The organism is Amycolatopsis sp. CA-230715 (genome assembly GCF_018736145.1).
Taxonomy (GTDB): Bacteria; Actinomycetota; Actinomycetes; order Mycobacteriales; family Pseudonocardiaceae; genus Amycolatopsis.
Genome location: NZ_CP059997.1, coordinates 2,823,183 through 2,841,506 on the forward strand (window position 1 = coordinate 2,823,183; position 18,324 = coordinate 2,841,506).

At 69.4% G+C, this 18,324-nt stretch carries 18 protein-coding genes; 8 read left to right on the forward strand and 10 right to left on the reverse strand.

Features of this window, described 5'->3' with window-relative positions; translation table 11 throughout:
* Positions 1-40 precede the first annotated feature (40 nt).
* Positions 41-331, forward strand: coding sequence for an MGMT family protein (locus HUW46_RS12945; protein WP_215547510.1), 291 nt, complete (start codon positions 41-43; stop codon positions 329-331).
* Positions 332-374: 43 nt separating this feature from the next.
* The gene (locus tag HUW46_RS12950) at positions 375-1,253 is read left to right on the forward strand and encodes a siderophore-interacting protein (RefSeq protein ID WP_215547511.1); all 879 of its coding nucleotides are present in this window, start codon (positions 375-377) and stop codon (positions 1,251-1,253) included.
* Between the two features lie 173 nt (positions 1,254-1,426).
* Here the strand turns inward: HUW46_RS12950 and HUW46_RS12955 are convergent, their stop codons facing one another.
* Both HUW46_RS12955 and HUW46_RS12960 read right to left on the reverse strand, forming a co-directional pair.
* Positions 1,427-2,230 carry a uroporphyrinogen-III synthase gene (locus HUW46_RS12955; RefSeq protein WP_215547512.1) on the reverse strand — a complete coding sequence of 268 codons (804 nt, stop codon included), beginning with the start codon at positions 2,228-2,230 and terminating at the stop codon, positions 1,427-1,429.
* The gene (locus HUW46_RS12960) at positions 2,223-3,197 is read right to left on the reverse strand and encodes a helix-turn-helix transcriptional regulator (protein WP_215547513.1); all 975 of its coding nucleotides are present in this window, start codon (positions 3,195-3,197) and stop codon (positions 2,223-2,225) included. Before HUW46_RS12960 ends, HUW46_RS12955 begins: the two co-directional genes overlap by 8 nt.
* 84 nt (positions 3,198-3,281) lie before the next feature.
* On the opposite strand from HUW46_RS12960, the gene HUW46_RS12965 reads away from it, so the two are divergent.
* Positions 3,282-4,388 carry a DNA glycosylase AlkZ-like family protein gene (locus tag HUW46_RS12965; protein WP_254126129.1) on the forward strand — a complete coding sequence of 369 codons (1,107 nt, stop codon included), beginning with the start codon at positions 3,282-3,284 and terminating at the stop codon, positions 4,386-4,388.
* Between the two features lie 3 nt (positions 4,389-4,391).
* On the opposite strand, the gene HUW46_RS12970 is transcribed toward HUW46_RS12965, so the two are convergent.
* The gene (locus HUW46_RS12970) at positions 4,392-5,189 is read right to left on the reverse strand and encodes a TIGR02569 family protein (RefSeq protein ID WP_215547514.1); all 798 of its coding nucleotides are present in this window, start codon (positions 5,187-5,189) and stop codon (positions 4,392-4,394) included.
* A gap of 98 nt (positions 5,190-5,287) precedes the next feature.
* Here HUW46_RS12970 and HUW46_RS12975 point away from each other — a divergent pair, with 98 nt between their 5' ends.
* A complete protein-coding gene (locus HUW46_RS12975) occupies positions 5,288-6,136 on the forward strand; it encodes a hypothetical protein (RefSeq protein ID WP_215547515.1) in 849 nt (282 codons plus the stop codon).
* Positions 6,137-6,189: 53 nt separating this feature from the next.
* On the opposite strand, the gene moeZ is transcribed toward HUW46_RS12975, so the two are convergent.
* The 3 genes from moeZ to HUW46_RS12990 form a co-directional block, all read right to left on the reverse strand.
* Positions 6,190-7,362, reverse strand: coding sequence for an adenylyltransferase/sulfurtransferase MoeZ (gene moeZ / locus HUW46_RS12980; RefSeq protein ID WP_215547516.1), 1,173 nt, complete (start codon positions 7,360-7,362; stop codon positions 6,190-6,192).
* 85 nt (positions 7,363-7,447) lie between these two features.
* Positions 7,448-8,605: a DUF3152 domain-containing protein gene (locus tag HUW46_RS12985; protein WP_215547517.1), complete on the reverse strand. Its 1,158-nt coding sequence runs from the start codon at positions 8,603-8,605 to the stop codon at positions 7,448-7,450.
* A 135-nt stretch (positions 8,606-8,740) separates the two neighbouring features.
* Positions 8,741-9,619 (reverse strand): alpha/beta fold hydrolase, encoded by an 879-nt coding sequence (locus HUW46_RS12990; RefSeq protein WP_215549832.1) that lies wholly within the window; start codon positions 9,617-9,619, stop codon positions 8,741-8,743.
* Positions 9,620-9,844: 225 nt separating this feature from the next.
* On the opposite strand from HUW46_RS12990, the gene HUW46_RS12995 reads away from it, so the two are divergent.
* Positions 9,845-10,465 (forward strand): TetR/AcrR family transcriptional regulator, encoded by a 621-nt coding sequence (locus tag HUW46_RS12995; protein ID WP_215549833.1) that lies wholly within the window; start codon positions 9,845-9,847, stop codon positions 10,463-10,465.
* A gap of 790 nt (positions 10,466-11,255) precedes the next feature.
* On the opposite strand, the gene HUW46_RS13000 is transcribed toward HUW46_RS12995, so the two are convergent.
* Positions 11,256-12,509 carry an IS256 family transposase gene (locus HUW46_RS13000; protein ID WP_215549828.1) on the reverse strand — a complete coding sequence of 418 codons (1,254 nt, stop codon included), beginning with the start codon at positions 12,507-12,509 and terminating at the stop codon, positions 11,256-11,258.
* A gap of 242 nt (positions 12,510-12,751) precedes the next feature.
* Between HUW46_RS13000 and HUW46_RS13005 the strand changes: the two genes are divergently transcribed.
* The gene (locus HUW46_RS13005; RefSeq protein ID WP_254126133.1) at positions 12,752-13,732 is read left to right on the forward strand and encodes a DDE-type integrase/transposase/recombinase; all 981 of its coding nucleotides are present in this window, start codon (positions 12,752-12,754) and stop codon (positions 13,730-13,732) included.
* A 111-nt stretch (positions 13,733-13,843) separates the two neighbouring features.
* Here HUW46_RS13005 and HUW46_RS13010 read toward each other — a convergent pair whose 3' ends face one another.
* Both HUW46_RS13010 and HUW46_RS13015 read right to left on the reverse strand, forming a co-directional pair.
* Positions 13,844-14,806: an alpha/beta fold hydrolase gene (locus HUW46_RS13010; protein ID WP_215547518.1), complete on the reverse strand. Its 963-nt coding sequence runs from the start codon at positions 14,804-14,806 to the stop codon at positions 13,844-13,846.
* Between the two features lie 7 nt (positions 14,807-14,813).
* Positions 14,814-15,719 carry an AurF N-oxygenase family protein gene (locus tag HUW46_RS13015; protein WP_215547519.1) on the reverse strand — a complete coding sequence of 302 codons (906 nt, stop codon included), beginning with the start codon at positions 15,717-15,719 and terminating at the stop codon, positions 14,814-14,816.
* 65 nt (positions 15,720-15,784) lie between these two features.
* Between HUW46_RS13015 and HUW46_RS13020 the strand changes: the two genes are divergently transcribed.
* Together HUW46_RS13020 and HUW46_RS13025 are read left to right on the forward strand one after the other, a co-directional pair.
* Positions 15,785-16,564: a TetR/AcrR family transcriptional regulator gene (locus tag HUW46_RS13020; protein ID WP_215547520.1), complete on the forward strand. Its 780-nt coding sequence runs from the start codon at positions 15,785-15,787 to the stop codon at positions 16,562-16,564.
* 10 nt (positions 16,565-16,574) lie between these two features.
* Entirely contained in the window at positions 16,575-16,901 is a 327-nt protein-coding gene (locus HUW46_RS13025) for a DUF4873 domain-containing protein (protein WP_215547521.1), read from the forward strand.
* A 17-nt stretch (positions 16,902-16,918) separates the two neighbouring features.
* Here HUW46_RS13025 and HUW46_RS13030 read toward each other — a convergent pair whose 3' ends face one another.
* Positions 16,919-18,256 (reverse strand): DUF418 domain-containing protein, encoded by a 1,338-nt coding sequence (locus HUW46_RS13030; RefSeq protein WP_254126135.1) that lies wholly within the window; start codon positions 18,254-18,256, stop codon positions 16,919-16,921.
* Positions 18,257-18,324: the final 68 nt, after the last annotated feature.

Sequence of the window (18,324 nt, forward strand, 5' to 3'; positions counted from 1 at the left end):
TGCGGCGCCATGCCCATCCGGGGTGCGGCACAGTGGTCGCATGGACGAGCAGCTGCACGAGCGGATCCGCGAGGTGGTCGCCGACGTGCCGCCCGGCAAGGTCGCCACCTACGGCGACATCGCGGCGATCGCGGGCGCGTCGACGCCGCGGCTCGTCGGGCGGGTCCTGTCCGAGGACGGCCAGGACCTGCCGTGGCACCGGATCCTGCGCGCGAGCGGGATTCCCGCGCCGCACATCCGGCACCGCCAGCTCGAACTCCTGCGCGCCGAGGGCGTGCTCGCCGACGGCGACAAGGTCAGCCTGCGCAAGTACCGCTGGCAAGCGTCCTAGGTCACCCTGGCCCTCGCGTCGACGATCAGGTTAGCCTTGCCTAATGACGACCGAGGCGCGCACGAACCGGCCGACCATGGCCTACGACACGCTGCGGGTGAGCCGCCTGGCACGGCTGACCCCGCACATGGTCCGCATCACCCTCACCGGGCAGAACCCGGCGTCGACGCTCGACGTCGGGCCGGACCAGTACACGAAGGTCTTCTTCCCGCTGCCCGGCCAGCGGCGCCCGGTCGTGCCACCGCCGCTCGACAGCACCGACGGCGTGCTCAGCTGGTACCAGCGGTACCTCGCGATGCCCGATGCGCTCAGGCCCCCGATGCGCACCTACACCGTCCGCGCGCAGCGGCCTTCGCTCGGCGAACTGGACATCGACTTCGTGTTGCACCCCGAGCACGCCGGACCCGCGTCGGAATGGGCCGCGAAGGCCGCGCCCGGTGACGAAATCGGGTTCCTGTGCCCGCCGTACGCGTTGTACGACCCGCAGCCCGGCGCCGCGTGGCAATTGCTCGTCGGCGACGAGTCCGCGCTGCCCGCGATCGGCTCCATCGTCGAACAACTCGCGGCCGGGCAACGATTGCGCGCGTTCGTCGAAGTGGCGGGGCCCGAGGAGGAACAGCGCTTCGAAACCCGCGGCGAAGTGCAGATCGACTGGGTGCACCGCGGCGACCGCCCGCACGGCGAAGCCGTCCTTGACGCCGTCAAGGCCGCCGAACTCCCCGACGGCGAGCCCTACGCGTGGATCTCCGGCGAAGCGGACCTGGTGAAGTTCACGCGGCGCCACCTCGTCCGCGAACGCGGCGTCGACAAGCGCTCGATCACGTTCACCGGCTACTGGCGGCGAGGCCGTACCGAAGAGGACACCGGCCGCGAAAACGTCCGCAAGGCCGCCGCGGGCGAGCCCCTCACCGAGGAAGACTGACGAGCGTCCCCGAAAGACACTTCTCCAACGGTCGGGCGATCGTGCGTGATGCCCGGAGGTGGCCTAATGGGGAATCCAGCGCCGCGAACTCCGCTCTGGTAAGGGCTTCCACTGTCTCGGCGGGGATCCGATGATGCCCCGAAGGTGGCCTTCGGGGCATGCGGGAAGCGCGCTCAAGGAAGACTGACGAGGAGTTTCACGAGGGCGCCGAGGCGTTGCCGATCCGGCTGCACAGTGGGGACGCCGAAATCCGCCAGCGGCGCGGCGGTGACCGCACCGACGCAGGCGCACGTGACCGGACCGGATCGCAACGCGGTCAGCAACTCCGCGTGGACGCCGTGAACCCGCGCCAGGTTCAGGAAATTCGCGGCCGCGGGCGCGCTCGTGAAAGCCAGCGCGCGCACGCGGCCGTCGAGCACGCCGTCGATGAGGGCGAAGACGCGCTCGGGTTCGGCCGGGTCGAGCCAGCGGTACGGCTGCACCTCGACGACCTCGGCACCGGCCGCCGACAACGCGGAAGTGTGCTCCGGCAACGGCGATCCGTGCAGCTGCACGGCGACCCGCGCGCCGTCGACCCCGGCCTTCGCCAGCTCCCCGAAAAGCTCGGCGTTGGTTTCCTCCTTCGACGAGTACTCCTCGCGCAGGCCCGCGCCCCGCACCGCGCCGCAAGCCTTCGGCCCGCGCGCGAAGATCCGCGAACCGCCCAGCGCCGTGACGAGCTGTTCGCGAAGGCCCCATCCCTCCGCGGCCTCGGCCCAGCCTCGAAACCCCGCGCCGGTCGTGACCGCCGTGAACGCGACGGGGCGCGCGAGTATGTCTTCGGTCGCTTCGCGCAGGCGTTCGTCGTCGGGCAGCGGCACGATCCTGATCGCGGGCGCGTGCCACACGGTCGCCCCGTGCCGTTCGAGCGCGGCCGTGAACTCCTCCGCCCGCCGCTCGGCGGTGATCCCGATCGTGACGCCGTCCAGCTCACGCATAAGCGGCCCCCATTTCCGCGATCCGCTCGGCCAGCTGCGCCCGCAGTTCGGGCGGGCCGAGCACTTCCAGGTCGGGTCCGAACCGCAGCAGCTCGCCCAGTGCCGACTCGCCCGGTTCCACCGGAAGCTCCACCTCGATCCACCCGTCGTCGTCGGGGCCACCGGCCTGTTCTGCTTCGCTCACCGCTCGCGCGCCGACCGCGCCGGTGTAGAACGGCGCCAGCACGCGCGCCTTCGGCGACATCCGGACGCGCGCGATCCTCGGGAACATCCGCTGTTCGAACTGCTCGGACCACTGCCGCCAGTACTCGCCGAGGTCGAAGTCCGCCGGGCGGTCGAACGGTTCGCCGAGATCGGTCAGGTCGAGGATGCGGGACACCCTATAGGTCCGGTCGCTGCCCTCGCACCGCCCCGCGAGGTACCAGTTGCCCGCCTTGAGCACGAGCCCGAGCGGCTCCAGCTCGCGTTCCACGATCCGCTGGCCCCATCGCTCGTACCGGATCTTCACCCGCCGCGTCTGCCAGACCGCTTCGGCGACCGCGGAAAGCACCGGCAGGCTCTCGATCCCGCGATGCCACCCGGGAACGTCGAGGTAGAACCGTTCGGCGACCTTCCCCGCCCGCGTGCGCAGCTCCTCTGGCATCGCCGCGTACAGCTTGAGCTGCGCCGCCGCGAGCACGGTCCCGAGCCCGAGTTCGGCGGCGGCGACCGGCAGGCCCGCCAGCGACAGCGACTGCGCCTCCTCCTCGGTCAGACCGGTCAGCCGCGTGCGGTACCCGTCGACGAGCTGGTAGCCGCCCGCGCGCCCGCGATCGGCGTAGACCGGCACGCCGGAGGCGGAAAGCGCCTCGATGTCCCGGTAGACCGTGCGCACCGAAACCTCCAGCTCGGTGGCCAGTTCTTCGGCCGTCATGCGCCCGCGGTTCTGCAGCAGCAGGAGGACCGAGAGCAGTCTGCTCGCCCGCATCGGGCCAGTATGCCCCGCATACCTGACACAAGATGACAGGTATGGCCGCGCATGATGAACTCGTCACCGACGAGAGGAGCGCCCGTGGACCGCCGTCAGGTGCTGGCGTACCGGATCGCGGCGCAGGGCCTGCACCGCGAACAGGCCGGTACGGACACAGCCGCCTCGCTCGCCGTGTTCGACCTCGGCGTGCAGGACGGCGCGCGCGACGTCGCACTGCTCGCGCTCACCGCGAGGCTCGACGGCACACCGTCCCTTGTGGACGATCCCGAGCTGGTTCTCGTGTGGTCGCACCGCGGCGCGCAGCACTACCACCGGCGCGCCGATCTGCCCGCCGTGACGCGTTCCTTGATACCGCTGAACGAAGCCGACGCCATGGCACGCCTCGGCTGGCGGGCGAAACAAGCGACGGACGCCGGAATGACGGCGACGGACGCGCTGTTCACCGCGGCACGCGCCATGCGCAAGGCGGTTCCGGGCGCCACCGGCAAGGGCGCGGCGAGCACCGCGATCACGAAGCTCGTGCCCGAGGCACTGACCTACGCCTGCCGGGGCTGCCAGGCCACGCACATCCTGGAGAACCTCTTCCGGCTCTGCGCGCTGCCCGGCGGAGTCCGGCTGGTCCCCGGCGAGTCACCGGCCGTGCTCGCCCCGCTCGAAGGCCGCGGGCGCATCGGCACGAAACCGGATCCCGCCGCGGTGACCGCCACGATCGCCGCCTATCTGGCCCTGCACGGCCCGGCCACGCCCGGCGACGCAGCCGGTTTCGTCGGCACCTCGGCGGCGTCGGCGAAAACCGTGCTGCCACCGGATCTCGTCCCGGTCGACGTCGACGGCAAGCGCGCGTTCATCGCCGCGGAAAACCTTGCCGCGCTGGAAAACCCGCCTGAGCCCGACCTGGTCCGGCTGCTGCCGCCGTGGGATCCGTTCCTGCAGGCACGGGATCGTGCCGTGCTCGTTCCGGATCGCGCGCTGCAGAAGAAAGTGTGGCGGATGCTCGGCAACCCCGGCGTGCTCCTCGCCGACGGCGAAATCAACGGCGTGTGGCGGTCGAAGACGAGCGGGAAGCGGCTCGACTTCACCATCAGTCCTTTTTGGACTCTCTCGGTGGCGGCGCGGAAAGCGGCCGAGGAAGAGGCCGCGCGGATCGCGAAGGCGCGCGGATTCACCGACGTCCGCGTCACCTGGTGATGCTCAGACCAGTTCGCTGACCTCGCGCGCCGCCGCGCGCAACCCGTCCAGCGCGGCACGCGTCGACTGCGGCGACAACGCGTGCGCCGCCAGCCGGAACAGCATGGCGCGCAACAACATCTGGGACCATTCCGGCAGATGCGACCACCGGTGCAGCAGCTCGATCCCGGCACCGCCCCACGCCAGCGCGTCGACCGCGACCACCGCCGCCGACCACTCCGCGGGCCGGTAGTACGGGCTGAAGTCCACGATCCCCGGCGGCGCGTCACCGTCGAACAGGACAGCGCCGAACAGGTCACCGTGCACGACCTGGTCCGGACTGGACACCGGGCGCCGCGCACCCGCGAGCACCTCGAACCACCGGCCGCCCTTGTGCTCGTCTATCGGCGCTTCGAGTTCGCCCCACGCGATGCGGTCGGCGATCGCGTCCACGTCGTCGCGGTCGTCGAGGAAGGCGGGCTTCGGCACGCCCTCGGTGGCGCGCGCGAGCTTCACCGCGGCGAGCATGGTGTCGTCGTGGCGGTGCTCCGCGCGCCCGGTGACGAACCGGTTCGCCGCCCAGCCGCCGACGATCAGCCTGCCGTCGGTCGACCGGACCGGCCGCGCCACCCGCAGATCGGCCACATCGGCCGCTTCGAGGGTCCGCGCCGCCCACGCCGCCTTCGGCTTCTCCCGCACCGGTTTCAGCACGATCGGCCCGCACCGCCACGCCGTCGTCCCGGGAATCGGCTCGGCGTCCGCCGCCGTCACGCCGAACGCCGCGCAAGCGTGGTCCGGGGGACGTTCGCGGGAGGTCGGCACAGGGCTCGACGGTACCGGTCGAAACCGCTCCGCGGTACGGGGCTCGGAATTCCCCGAACCTCCTACGACCGGAGCCGCGGGCTGGCATGCTGCCGCGCGTGATCGGGACTCGCGCCGTCGTCGTGCACCTGGCCGTGGTGTGGGGGTTCAGCCTGGCCTTCGCGGTGAGCGGCGGCTGGTTCTTCCTCCTCGCCGCGTTCCTGCACGCGCCGGTGCTCGCGCTCCTCGCGCTCGCGGTGCTCCTCGGCGCGCTCTACCTGGCTGGCACGCTCACCACCGGCGGCTCGCCGTGGACCGCGCGCCCGAAACCCCGCATCGGCTGGGCGGTCGCGGTCGGCGTCTCCGGGCTGCTCGGCGCCGTCTTCGCCGGTTCGGTCGCGGACGCGGCGGACCTGTCGCTCGGCTGGTTCTCCGTCGTCCCGCTCACGTTGCCGTTCCCGCTGGCCGCCGCCGTGCTCGGGCACCACGTGCGGGTCAGGCTCGGCGCCACCGCGCTGATCGGAGCGCTCGTCGCGTTCGGGATCTGGTTTCCCACCACGCGTCCACCCGAGGACGGTTTCACCCGGCTCGCGAACAAGGACGTCCCCCGCGACCGCGCGCTCACCACCGACATCCCCGGTTACGCGCTCGCCTCCGCCAAGGTCGAAGGCGGCGTGCTGAAGATGGTCCTCACCAAGCACGTCTTCATCGTCTCGCTGGACGCCACCGTCGAAGCACGCGAGCGCGGGCCGGTCGTGAACGACGCGAAGAACCACACCGAACAGCGCGGCGAAACCACCGTGCGGCTCACCGTGGACGGGGACTTCAGCCAGGAGGAGCTGGTGCGGTACGCCCGCGCCGCCCGCCCCGCGACCGAACCCGAACTGCGCAAGGTCCTCCCCGGCCGCGGCGAGCGCGGGAGCACGGTCGAAATCTTCGGGTCGTTCTTCGGCACGTTCTTCCGGTGACGGAAAACGGCGGGCACCCCTTTCGGGGCACCCGCCGTTTTCGCCGCGGAACGTCAGTACGTCGGCAGGCTCTGGTCGATCTGCTTCGCCCAGGCCAGCACGCCGCCGCCGAGGTGCGTGGCGTCGGCGAACCCGGCCGCGTGCAGTGCGGCGAGCGCCTCGGCCGACCGCGCGCCCGACTTGCAGTGCAGCACGATCGGCTTGTCCTGCGGCAGCTCGGCCAGCGCCTCGCCGGAGAGGATGCGGTCCTTCGGGATCAGCTTGGCGCCCTTGATGTTCACGATCTCGTACTCGTGCGGTTCGCGGACGTCGATCAGCTCGAAGGTGTCGCCGTTGTCGAACTTGGCCTTCAGCTCGGCCGGGGTGATCGTGCTGCCCGAGGCGGCGCGCTGCGCGTCGTCGGACACCACGCCGCAGAACGCGTCGTAGTCGATCAGCTCGGTGATCTTCGGCGTCTCCGGGTCCTTCCGGATCTTCACCTCGCGGTAGCGCATCTCCAGCGCGTCGTAGCTGACCAGCCTGCCGAGCAGCGGCTCGCCGATCCCGGTGATGAGCTTGATCGCCTCGTTCACCATGATCGAGCCGATCGACGCGCACAGCACGCCCAGCACGCCGCCTTCGGCGCACGAGGGGACCATGCCCGGCGGCGGGGGCTCGGGGTAGAGGTCGCGGTAGTTGAGGCCCTTGCCGTTCGGCGCGTCCTCCCAGAACACGCTGGCCTGGCCTTCGAACCGGAAGATCGAGCCCCACACGTACGGCTTGCCGAGCAGCACCGCGGCGTCGTTCACCAGGTAGCGCGTGGCGAAGTTGTCGGTGCCGTCGAGGATCAGGTCGTACTCGCGGAAGATGTCGAGCGCGTTCGAGCTCTCCAGCCGTTCAGTGTGCAGGTGCACCTTGACGAACGGGTTGACCTCGGCGATCGACTCCTGCGCCGACGCGGCCTTGAGCTTGCCGATATCGGACTGGCCGTGGATCACCTGGCGGTGCAGGTTCGATTCGTCGACCTCGTCGAAGTCGACGATGCCGAGCGTGCCGACCCCGGCAGCGGCCAGGTACAGCAGCGCCGGGCTGCCGAGGCCACCGGCGCCGATCACCAGCACCTTCGCGTTCTTCAGCCGTTTCTGACCGGTCATCCCGACATCCGGAATGATCAGATGACGGCTGTAGCGGGCCACCTCGTCCTTGGTGAGCTCGGCGGCCGGCTCGACGAGCGGCGGCAGTGACATGGGTCCTCCATCGTGGTTCACGAGCATCCCAGTATGCCCAACGCGCAAGGGCAAGCGAGCCTTCCCGGCGTCCACATGGTGGACGTCAGTTCGGCTTCGAGTCCCCGACCTCGAGGTTGGGCCACGGGTTGAAGCGGCACGTCTTCCCGTCCGCCGGGACGGCCTTCGAGTTGTACTGGTCGACCTGGTTGAGCTGGGCGACGTAGTTGTTCGCGACGCCGAAGGTCTGCTGCATCATGACCGGCGCGAGCCCGCCGTTGTCCTTGCAGCCCACGTGGCTCTTGCGCACCGCGTGCCCGACCTCGTGGTTGATCGCGTAGATCCGGTAGTTGCCCATGTCACCGCCGAACGCCTTCGCGCCGCGGATCCAGCGGGCGAGGTTGATCACCACGCGGTGGTCGAAGCTCTTGCGGTAGCACGACGTCGGGTACGGGATGTCGAAGCCGCACACGTCGGTGCGCTTGGTGGTGTTCAGCGTGGTCAAGCTCACCCGGAAGTCCGGGTCCGGCGCGTTCGCGCCGACGCGCTGGAAGGACACCCCGCCGGTGCCGGTCCAGCTGCGCGGATCGGACAGGATGGTCTCGACGGTGTTGCCGAAGGTGTCGTCGCCCTGCAGTTCCGCCGGGGCGATCCCGTCCTCGATGTCGACGGTGTAGGTGTAGAGCTTGCCGCCGTTGCCGACGCGTTTCCCGCCGTCGGGCGGGACCGCGACGGTGTGGTAGGTGCCCTTGCCCGCCTCCGTGAAGTTGCCGCCGTTGGGCAGTTCCGCGGTCGGGATGCTCACGTTCACCGGGGCGGCGGGGCGTTCCGTCGGCCCGTCACCCTGGCCGTTCGACTGCCCGCCCGCGGCGCTCTGCGTCGGCTCGGTGAGCGGCTCCGGCGGGCCCGTCACGGTGTTGAACACCACCAGCGCCGTGATCACCACAAGGATCGGCAACGCGTACACGCGCCAGCCGTAGGTCTTCGCCAGCTTTCCGAGCGCGTTCTTCTTCTTGCGCGGGCGCTTCGGCTCGTCGGGGTCCTCCTGCGGCCGCCACGACGCGCTCAGCGGCTCACTCGTGGTGCGCCGGGAACCCGGGCGGTAGCGGTCCTCGCCGAGCCGGACCTTCGGCGCGGGACGCGGCCGGTACTGCCCCGACCGCGACGCACTCGCGGCGGACGAAGAGAGGGGAGACCGGCGGGGCAACGGCGGGTATTGGTCCCGCGGCACGTTGCCTCGCACCTCGTGCGGCGGCCGGTTCACGGAACCCAGGGTGCCATACGCGCACCGTTACGCAGGCGGCGACTGGCGCATCACTCAGTGTCCAGTGGCGCGATTCCTCCCTGCGGTCGTCACCGCTCAGTGAAATTACTTCACCCGGACGGCCCAGCGGGTCTTCTACCAACCGCCGTTCTCGACCGACTCCCACATCCCCAGCACGGCCTTCGCGACGGTCACCGGCCGTTCCATCTGCGCCACGTGCCCGGTCTTCGGCAGCACCAGCAACCGTGCGTCACCGAGCAGCCGCGCCGTCCTCGGCGCGCGCCGCACCGAGATGACGCGGTCCTTCGCGCCCCAGACGACCAGTGACGGCACCCGCACCGTCGGCGCGACCGCCCACAGCGACTCCGTGCCGCGGGCGAACCAGGTACGGAAGATGCCGAACGTGCTCTGCGCGAGCGCCGGCGCCGCCCACGCGAACTCCGCGCGCGCCCCGTGCTCCTCGGCCAGCTCGCCGAGCCGCTGCTCCGGGAACGCCGACGGGTCGGCGAAGCACAGCTTGATCACCTGGGACGCGCGCTCCCTAGGCCCCAGCGCGGCGAGCTGCCGCCGCACGCCCGGCCCCACGAACGGCAGGTACGCCAGCGCCATCCTCGGGTCCGACAGCCGCCGGGGGTCCGGCCTGCGGTCCGGCATCGCGGGCGAGATCAGCGTCAGCGTGCGGACCAGCTCGGGGTGCTTCGCCGCGAACAGCAGGCAGATCGCGCCGCCCATCGAGTTCCCCAGCAGGTGCACCGGGCCCTCGCCGAGGCCGGAGAGGAACTCGGCGAGCAGGTCGGCGTGCGAAGCGAGCCTGAAGTCGAACCCCGGCGGCGGCTCCGAAAACCCGAACCCCGGCAGGTCGACCGCGATGCCGCGGGCGAACGGCGCGAGCTGCGTGGCGAGGTCCGTCCAGTTCGTCGACGAACCGCCGAGTCCGTGCACGTACACGGCGGTCGCCTCGCCGTCGCCGTCCACGCGGCGGACGTGCAGCTTGCCGCCCGCGACCTGCTCCATCCCGCCAGGCCAGGGCGGGGTGGTCTGATCCAGCGGCGGCAGCGCGGTGCGCGACAGGGGCACATGGGTGACTGCGGGTTCCGGCACACTGCCAGAATGCCTGATTCTCCGGCGGGATTTGGCAGACCGGGCATACCGGCGAGTAATGTCGGGGCAGCTCCGCACGGGTGGCGACCCCGCCCGCCGCGGTGCGCGAACACACCGAGGGAGGCACCTATGGCCGACATGACCGCGACGGGAGCACAGCCCCGTGGGGTCCGCCTGCCGAGGACCGAACGACGCGCGCAGCTGCTCTCCGCCGCGCAGAAGGTCTTCGCGGCCAACGGCTACCACGCCGCGGCCATGGACGAGATCGCCGAACAGGCAGGCGTCAGCAAGCCCGTCCTCTACCAGCACTTCCCCGGAAAGCTCGACCTCTACATCGCGCTGCTGGAAAGCCACGTCGACGAACTCGTCAGCAGGGTCCGCGGCGCGCTCGACTCCACCACGGACAACCGCCAGCGCGTCCCCGCGACCGTCGGCGCGTTCTTCGACTTCGTCAGCAACGACGCCGGCGCGTTCCGCATGGTCTTCGAATCCGACCTCCGCGGCGAGCCCGCCGTACAGGACGCCGTCGACAGGGCCACCTCCGCCAGCGTCGACGCCATCACCGACACCATCACCGCCGACGCGGGCCTCGACGAGGACAAAGCGCGCCTGCTCGCCGTCGGCCTCGTCGGCCTCAGCCAGGTCAGCGCCCGGTTCTGGCTCGCCCACCACAGCACCATGAGCCGCGAAGAAGCCGTCGCCCTCACCGCGAACCTCGCCTGGCGAGGCATCGGCGGCGGCTTCCCGCTGCAGCACTGAATTCTTTATCGGTCGTCAGAATTTGCGCTGCCAGGGCGCGGCTCCCAGCTCGACCCGCCGGTTGGTCGCGGGGTGCGCCCTGCCATCGCAAATTCAGAGGGCCCAGGGGGCCCTGCGACCGACTGCACGCTCCCGCCGCGCGGGGCGCGCCGGATCGCAGTGGTGGCTGGGTTTTGCATGGCCAGGCCTTCGGCCCGGACCTCGCGGCACTCGGATGTGTAGGCGGGCAAGTGGCTCCCGCGCCTTCGGCGCGGACCGTAGGCGGGCGAAGTGTGCCACCAAGTGCAGTTAGCGGGCTAAACGTTGTGGGTGGGCGAGCTGGCCGAGGCGGCCGCCAAGTGCAGTTAGCGGGCTAAATGTCGTCGGCGGCGCGAAGTGGGGCGCGACGGGCGGGCAGGCGTGGTGAGGGGCGGGCCGGATGCCGTGAAGGCCACCTTGGCGGCAGTCAGCGCCGTGTTCAGTATCAGCTGTTTTGACACAGTTTGTGTATCGCAGCATGTGACACACCCGGGTCGGGTGATGTTGCATGATCTGCCGCCTGACCGGCGTTGTGGTGAGGGCCATGACGCGGAATGGGACGATCATGCGATTCGTGGACGCGATGCTGACGGCTGAAGTGCCGGTTGAGAACGTGTCGGCGTGGTGCCGGGAGCATGGTGTCGATAGGCGGACGTTCTATCGGCACCGTGCCCGGATCCAGAGGTTGTCAAATTTTCTGTGTAAGCAGGGTGACTTTGTGTCCTTCTTGTGACTTGAACTTACGGGTTTGACTACGTTCTGTACTTGTCGGTCAGAGTGGTAGCCGGTCGCCGAAGCGGGTTGCGAACGCGTTCAGTGCTCGTTTCCACCCGTAGGTTCCGGTTCCGCGTTTCCCGGCGAACTGTCCCTCGCCGTCGATGTGTCGTCCGGTGATGTTACGGACACCGAGGTAGAGCAGTTTGATCGCGGCGTCGACAGAGGGAAAATGACCTCGTGTCTTACTAATCTTCCGTAGTTGGTAATTGATGGACTCGATCATGTTCGTCGTGTAGATCACCTTCCGGATGGCCGGGTGGAACTCGAGGAATGGGATGAACTCCTCCCAGGCGCGTTCCCAGGTCGAGATCAGACCCGTGTATTTCTGACCCCAAGTGTGTTTCAGCTCGTTGAGAGCCTGCTGTGCGGCTGCTTCGTTAGCGGCCTCGTAGATCGGTTTGAGGGATTTCGCGACAGCCTTGCGGTCGTCGAGGGACACGAACCGCATCGAGGCGCGGATGAGGTGCACGACGCAGGTCTGCACGATCGCTTTCGGCCACACGTTGCCGATCGCATCAGGCAACCCGGTCAAGCCATCACAGCAGACGATCAGCACGTCGTTCAGGCCGCGGTTGACCAGCTCGTTGAGCACGTTCTGCCAGAACTTCGCTCCCTCGTTCTCGCCGATCCAGATGCCCAGGACGTGCTTGAACCCGTCCGTGTCGACCCCGACGACCAGGTGCGCGGACCGGTTGTCGACCGTGCCGCCCTCACGGATCTTGACGACCACCGCGTCGATGTACATAATCGGATAAACCGCATCAACCGGGCGATTCTGCCATTGGGTGATCTCCTCGGCCACCACATCTGTGACATTCGAGATCAACGCCGGGGAAACCTCGGCATCATACACCTCTGCCAAATGTTCCTTGATGTCCCGAGTCGTCATTCCCCGCGCATACAACGACAAGATCATGTCATCGATCTGACCAAGCCGACGCTTCCGCTTCGGCACGATCCGCGGCTCAAAAGTACTCGCCCGGTCCCGCGGCACATCCAACCGGACCGGACCGGAGTTGGTGACCACCGTTTTCGCGCTCTTCCCGTTACGGGAATTCCCCGAACCATAACCAGCGGGATCACCTTTATCGTAACCGAGATGGTCGGCCATCTCAGTTTCCAGCGCCCGCTCCAGCACCGCCTTCGTCAGCTGATTCAGCAAACCCTGCGCGCCATCCAGGCCCATCCCCGAAGCCTCGGCGTCTGCTACCAGCGCATCGATCGCCGCCGGCGACAACAGCTCCGCCACACGCCGCGCCGCCGCGTCATCGCCACCGACCTCCACGGCACCCTCGTCCGCGCCCGCCGACTCCACCACCACATTCTCGCTCACTCAGAGTGTCCATTCTGGCAGGTCAGACCCAGCCGCCTGCCGGTCAGGTCACCCGCTTACACAGAAGATCAAACACCCCCCGGATCCAGGCCGAGGGGCAGTGGCGGCGGCGGTCGACCCGGCCCAAGACCGTGCGGCATGCTACGGCGGAGCCGGTCGTGGCTGTCGTGCTGCGGCTGCGGAAGGAGCTGAAACCGGACAACGGGGCGGACCCGATCCGCGATCGGCTTCTGGAGTTGGCCGCCGAGCGGGACTGGGCCGGACGGGGCTGGCCTGTCCCGTCGCGGGCCACGATCAACCGGATCCTGTCCCGGCACGGGCTGGCCGAGTCCAACCCCCGTAAGCGGCCCCGGTCCTCCTACCGTCGGTTCAGCTATGCCCGGCCGCGGGACTGCTACCAGATCGACGCCACCGAGGTCATCCTCGCCGGCGGGGCCACGGTGGTGGTGTTCGAGGTCCTCGACGACTGCACGCGCATGCTGGTGGCCAATCACGCCGCCGAGGCCGAAACCTCCCGTGCCGCGATCACCGCGATCACCGCGGCCATCACCGACCATGGTGCGCCCGCGATCGTGTTGTCCGACAACGGATCCGCGTTCACCTCACGCGGCCGCCACCCCAACGCCGGGCCATCGGCGTTCGCCCGCACCGTCACCGGCCACGGCTGCAGGCTGATCCATTCCAGCCCCTACCACCCGCAGACCTGCGGCAAGGTCGAACGCCACCACCAGACCTTCAAACGCTGGCTGGATCACCAACCCATCCAACCCGCGACCCTGACCGAACTCCGCACCCTGCTCGAGGTCTACCGCGAGCACTACAACCACCGCCGCCACAGCGCCCTTGGCCGGCAAACCCCCACCCATGCCTGGACCACCAGCGACAGCCACGGCGGACCCCAGCACCTGCCCGTCCAGGACGACGCCACCGTGCACCGCCTCAAAGTCAGCACCACCGGCACGGTCAACCTCGGCAAACACGCCCGGCTACGGATCGGCACCGCCCACGCCGGACACACCATCACCATCATCCGTGACAGCGACCGGGCCACCGCCTACACCAGCGACGGCGACCCGATCGGCCACATCCACCTCGACCACACCAAGACCTACCAAGGCCAACTCACCCCAGCCGCCTAACCTGTGTCACAACAACCGAGACAAACCTGCGGCAGAACTACCGAGACACGACACGGCAGTCAGCGCCGTCATGGTGGCCATCAGGGGCCGAAAACCCGGGCCGCGGGAGAGTCAGGCGCGCGTGGCGGCGTGTGCGAGCAGGATGCGGACATGGCGCGCCACTTCGGGGCCGCGTTCCTGCGGGAGCATGTGGCCCGCGCCGGGGAAGCGGATGAACTCGGCGTCCGGCAGCTCCTCGGCGATCACGGCCGCGTGCGGAACCGGGCACAGCCGGTCCTTCCCACCCGCCATCACCACCACGGGCACGCCGCGGAGCGCGGCCAGCGCCACCCGGCAGTCGTGCCGGGAGATCGCGTCCTGGAACCCGGCCACGCTCGCCGGATGCGCCCGCAGCAGCTGCGCCGCGACGGAGTCCAGATCGGCACGGCTCGGCCGGTCGCCGAACACCAGCCAGCGCGCGCCGGGACGGACGACAGCGGGTTTCAGCGGCAACCGGTCGCGGCGCTGGCGCGCGAGCACCTTCGCAAGCCGGCGTTCGACCTTCGCCGCCCCGCCGCCCGCGATCCCGGGCAGGCCGAGCGTGATCCGGTTCATCTCCCCCGACGACGTCGCGACGAACGCGACCCCTTCAACCCGCCCGGACACCAGCCCGGGGTGCCGCTCAGCGAGCTTCATGATCGTCATGCCGCCCATCGAGTGCCCGGCGAGCACGAGCCTGCCCTCCGGCGCCTTCGCCGCGATCAGCTCCGCCAGGTCGTCGGCGAGCTGCTCGATCGTCGCGGTGCCCGTGCGCGCGGGCGCCGAGGCGCCGTGCCCGCGCAGGTCGTAGGTGAGCCGCCGGACCGGGACACCCAGCTCGGCGACGACCCGGTCCCACGTGTGGTGGTCCTGGGTCCAGCCGTGCACGAGCGCCAGGGTCACCGCGGCGTCGGCGGGCCCGGTGAGCGTGAAGTGCAGTGCCGTGCCGTCGGTGGTGACGAACCGGTGCTCCCTGGCCGGGTCCCAGGACAGCGGCGCCCGGTGACGTGACCCCCTGGCCCCCGCCACCGCGTTTCGCGGGCTAACTGTCGTCATCGCCGCCTCACTTCGCGGGCAGCAGGAACGACTTGCGCCACAAGGTCATCCCCGGCGCGCCGACCAGCCCGGACTCCCGCAAGAACGGCATGATCTTGTCGCCCGCGTACCGGATCGTCTCCTGCCAGTTCGGGTTCGACAACGCCGCTCGGACGCCTTCCTTCGGGCTGATGCCCACCGCCCTGTACACCCCGGGGTTGATGAACGCCCTGGTCACGAAGTACGAGATGAGCGCGATGATGAACCGCTGGTAGGCGATCTCCGCCTTGGACAGCTTCGCCATCCCGCGGGTCACCTCTTCGCGCGCGAACGTCACGTGGCGCGCTTCTTCGAGCACGTGGATGCGGTTGACCATGCGCACCAGCGGCTGGATCTCGGGATCGTTCATCTGCTCGCGCTGCAACCGGTCGAGCACCTCTTCGGCGACCAGGATCGCGCCGTAGCGGGCGGGGCCGTAGCTGATCGTCGGCATCAGCTTCGCGAGCTGGCGCAGCCACGGCACCGGGCCGTACGCCGGGCAGCCGATGCGGTCGGCCATGCGCGCGAACATGGTGGAGTGGCGGCATTCGTCCGCGATCTCCGTCAGCGCGTACTGGGCGTGGCTCGTCGTGGGGTCCTCTTCGTAGACCTCCTTGAGCAGCATCTGCATCAGGAGGATCTCGAACCAGAGGCCGGTGGTCGCGACGCTGGCGATCTCGTGCTTGCCGAGTTCGATGCGCTGTTCCTCGGAAAGCTTGTCCCACAGCTTCGTGCCGTACAGGGATGACCGGTGCTCCGGGATGTAGCGCTTGCCCTCGACCAGCGGCGCGTCCCAGTCGATGTCGACCTCGGGGTCGTAGAACTTGTTGGCCGACGACTTGAGCAGCCGTTCCGCGGTCTTCTCGCGGCCGGCGTCGCCGAGGGTCCGCGTCATTGCCGACACCACCTTCCCTGTGACCCAGCTGACTGTAACTTCGAGTAACAGTTACCTCTGGTAGCATGACCTGCGTGATCGACCGTGTCAAGCGCAACAGCAAGCAGTCCCGCAAGCACCCGGCGAGCGAGGAGCCGAGCACCGGCGACGCCCGCCGCGACCGCTGGCGCAAGCACCGGATCGCCCGGCGGGCCGAGTTCGTGGAGGCCGCCCTCAAGGCGCTGGACGAGCACGGCCCCGAACTCGGCATGGAGCACGTCGCCGCGGCCGCCGGTGTCACGAAACCGGTGCTGTACCGGCACTTCGAGGACAAGGCCGATCTCTACGTGGCGCTCGGGCAGCGCGGCACGGAGATCCTTTTCGAACGGCTCATCCCGGCCATCAACGCCGAGCTGGCGCCGGTGCCGAGGATCAGGATGGCGCTCGACGCGTTCTTCACCGTGATCGAGGAGCACCCGAACCTCTACCGCTTGCTGGCACGGGGCCGGTTCCAGGACAAGCCGGTCGATTCGGACGTCGTCGCCGAGGACAAGGAGGTCATCGCGACCGCGCTGACCGCGCTGCTCGGTGACTACATGCGGATGTTCAACATGGACTCCGGCGCCGCGGAGCCGTGGGCGCACGGGATCGTCGGCATGGTGCAGAACACCGGGGAATGGTGGCTCGACCGCCGCTCGATGGGCCGCGACAGCGTCGTCGAATACCTCACGCAGATCATCTGGGCCGCGATCGACGGCCTGACCAGGCAGCAGGGCATCACGATCGACCCGAACCTGCCGCTCGAAGAGAACAAGATCATCCAGATGGCCTCGGTGGAAACCGAATCCGACAGCGAAGCCGGATAGGGAGTTTCAAATGAGCGAGCACGACGAAGACGGCTACACCGGTGCGGCGACGCTGACCATCGACGGCGCGGAGGTCCCGATCGAGGTCGAACTGCGCGGGCACTTCCAGCCGATCGACGGCTTCTACCGCTGGTACGGCCGCATCACCGCGAACGAAACGCTGAGCACGGTCGCCGACGGCAAGAAGCGCAAGGCCACCATCCAGACCCCGCACGGCAGCGCCGAGGGCGAGATCTCCGACCCCGACCCGTGGGACCGCTACCGCATCATGGGCACCAGCACGCCCCCGTTCCACGTGCCCACTTCGCTGGAAGAACTCGAAGAACTCGGCAGCTGACGCGCACCTGAAACGGCTCAGCGGACCTTGTTCGCGGTGGCGGAGACCTCCAGCAGCGGTTCCCCGCTCCGCGGCGCCGGGACGCGGCTGCGGAACGCGTGGTCCGGCCACCGGGTCGCGGTGTGCAGGAGCCATTCGAGCGGCCCCCTGCCGATCCACTTCTTCCACGCCATCGCGCCGACGAGCGCCACCGCGGAGAAGCTGAAGAACCGGCCGAGGCTGAACGGGTCGACGTTCTGGTCGAAGGTCCCCCACAGCAGGTAGATCGCGATGAAGTGGAAGACGTAGGCGCTCAGGATCACCGAGCCGAGATCGGCCAGCGGCCGCAGCAGGCGGCCGAACCGGGCGCTGGCCAGCTGGCAGCCGCCGATGACCGCGGCCGCGACGCCGAGGCAGCCGACGAAGTCGAACGGCGTGTAGGCGTGCGCGCTGGACAGGAGTTCCCAGGCGAACGTGGTGGTCGGCGGGGTGCCGTGGATGTTGTAGCTGTTCATCTCGTAGAACTGCTCCGGCGTGACCCCCGCCTGCGCCGCGGCGGGCGCCAGCGCGGCGTAGATCCGCTGCATACCACCGAAAACCGAGGTGGCCAGCCACGACGAGCCGTAGGCGAGCACGGTGAGCGCGGTGCCGCCGAACAGCAGCCATCGGTTGACCAGCCGCGAGGTGAGGTCGAGCCTGCCGATCGCCATCCCGGCGAACACGTAGGTCATCAGGCCGAGCGCCGGGAACGTGCCGGTGAGCACCAGGCTGAGCAGCACGTTCGGGAGATCGCCGAGCTGCCGGATCTCGGCGAACGTCGGATCGGGCAGCACGTAGAGCAGATCACGCGGGGCGACGGCCGCGCGGACGAAGTACGACACGAGCGGCACCGCGATCGCGAACACCCCGGCGAGGATGAACAAAGCCTTGGCGCGCAACCGGAGGAACGGGATCGCGGCCACGAAGCACACGCCGTAGTAGGCGAGGATGACGAGGTAGCCGGTGCCGAGATCGGTGAGCCACAGCCCGAGCGCGAGCAGCAGCGGCGCCCTGGTGCCGAGCCGCCAGCCCACCTTGGTCCTGCCGACGCCGGTCTTCGGGCGCCGCCCGCCGGACATCAGCGCGATGGAGAGCCCGGAAAGAACGGCGAACAACGCGGCGGAGCGCCCCTCGAACGGGCTGAACAGCACCCCGATCCCGCCCCGCGACGGATCGGGCCCGAGATGCGCGGCGTACATGCCGATGACCGCGACACCGCGGGCCACGTCGATCCCGGCGAGCCTGCCGGCCCCGCCGCTCGGACGGGCGGCGGGGCGCCGGTCGGGTGCACGCCGCGTACTCGCCCGGCGCTCTTCTGTGACGGTAACGCCGTCCACCTCATCTCTCAGCTCGCCGGGGCCGTTACCAGAAGAATCGTCCCTAACGTAACTGAGAGGGTCCTGAG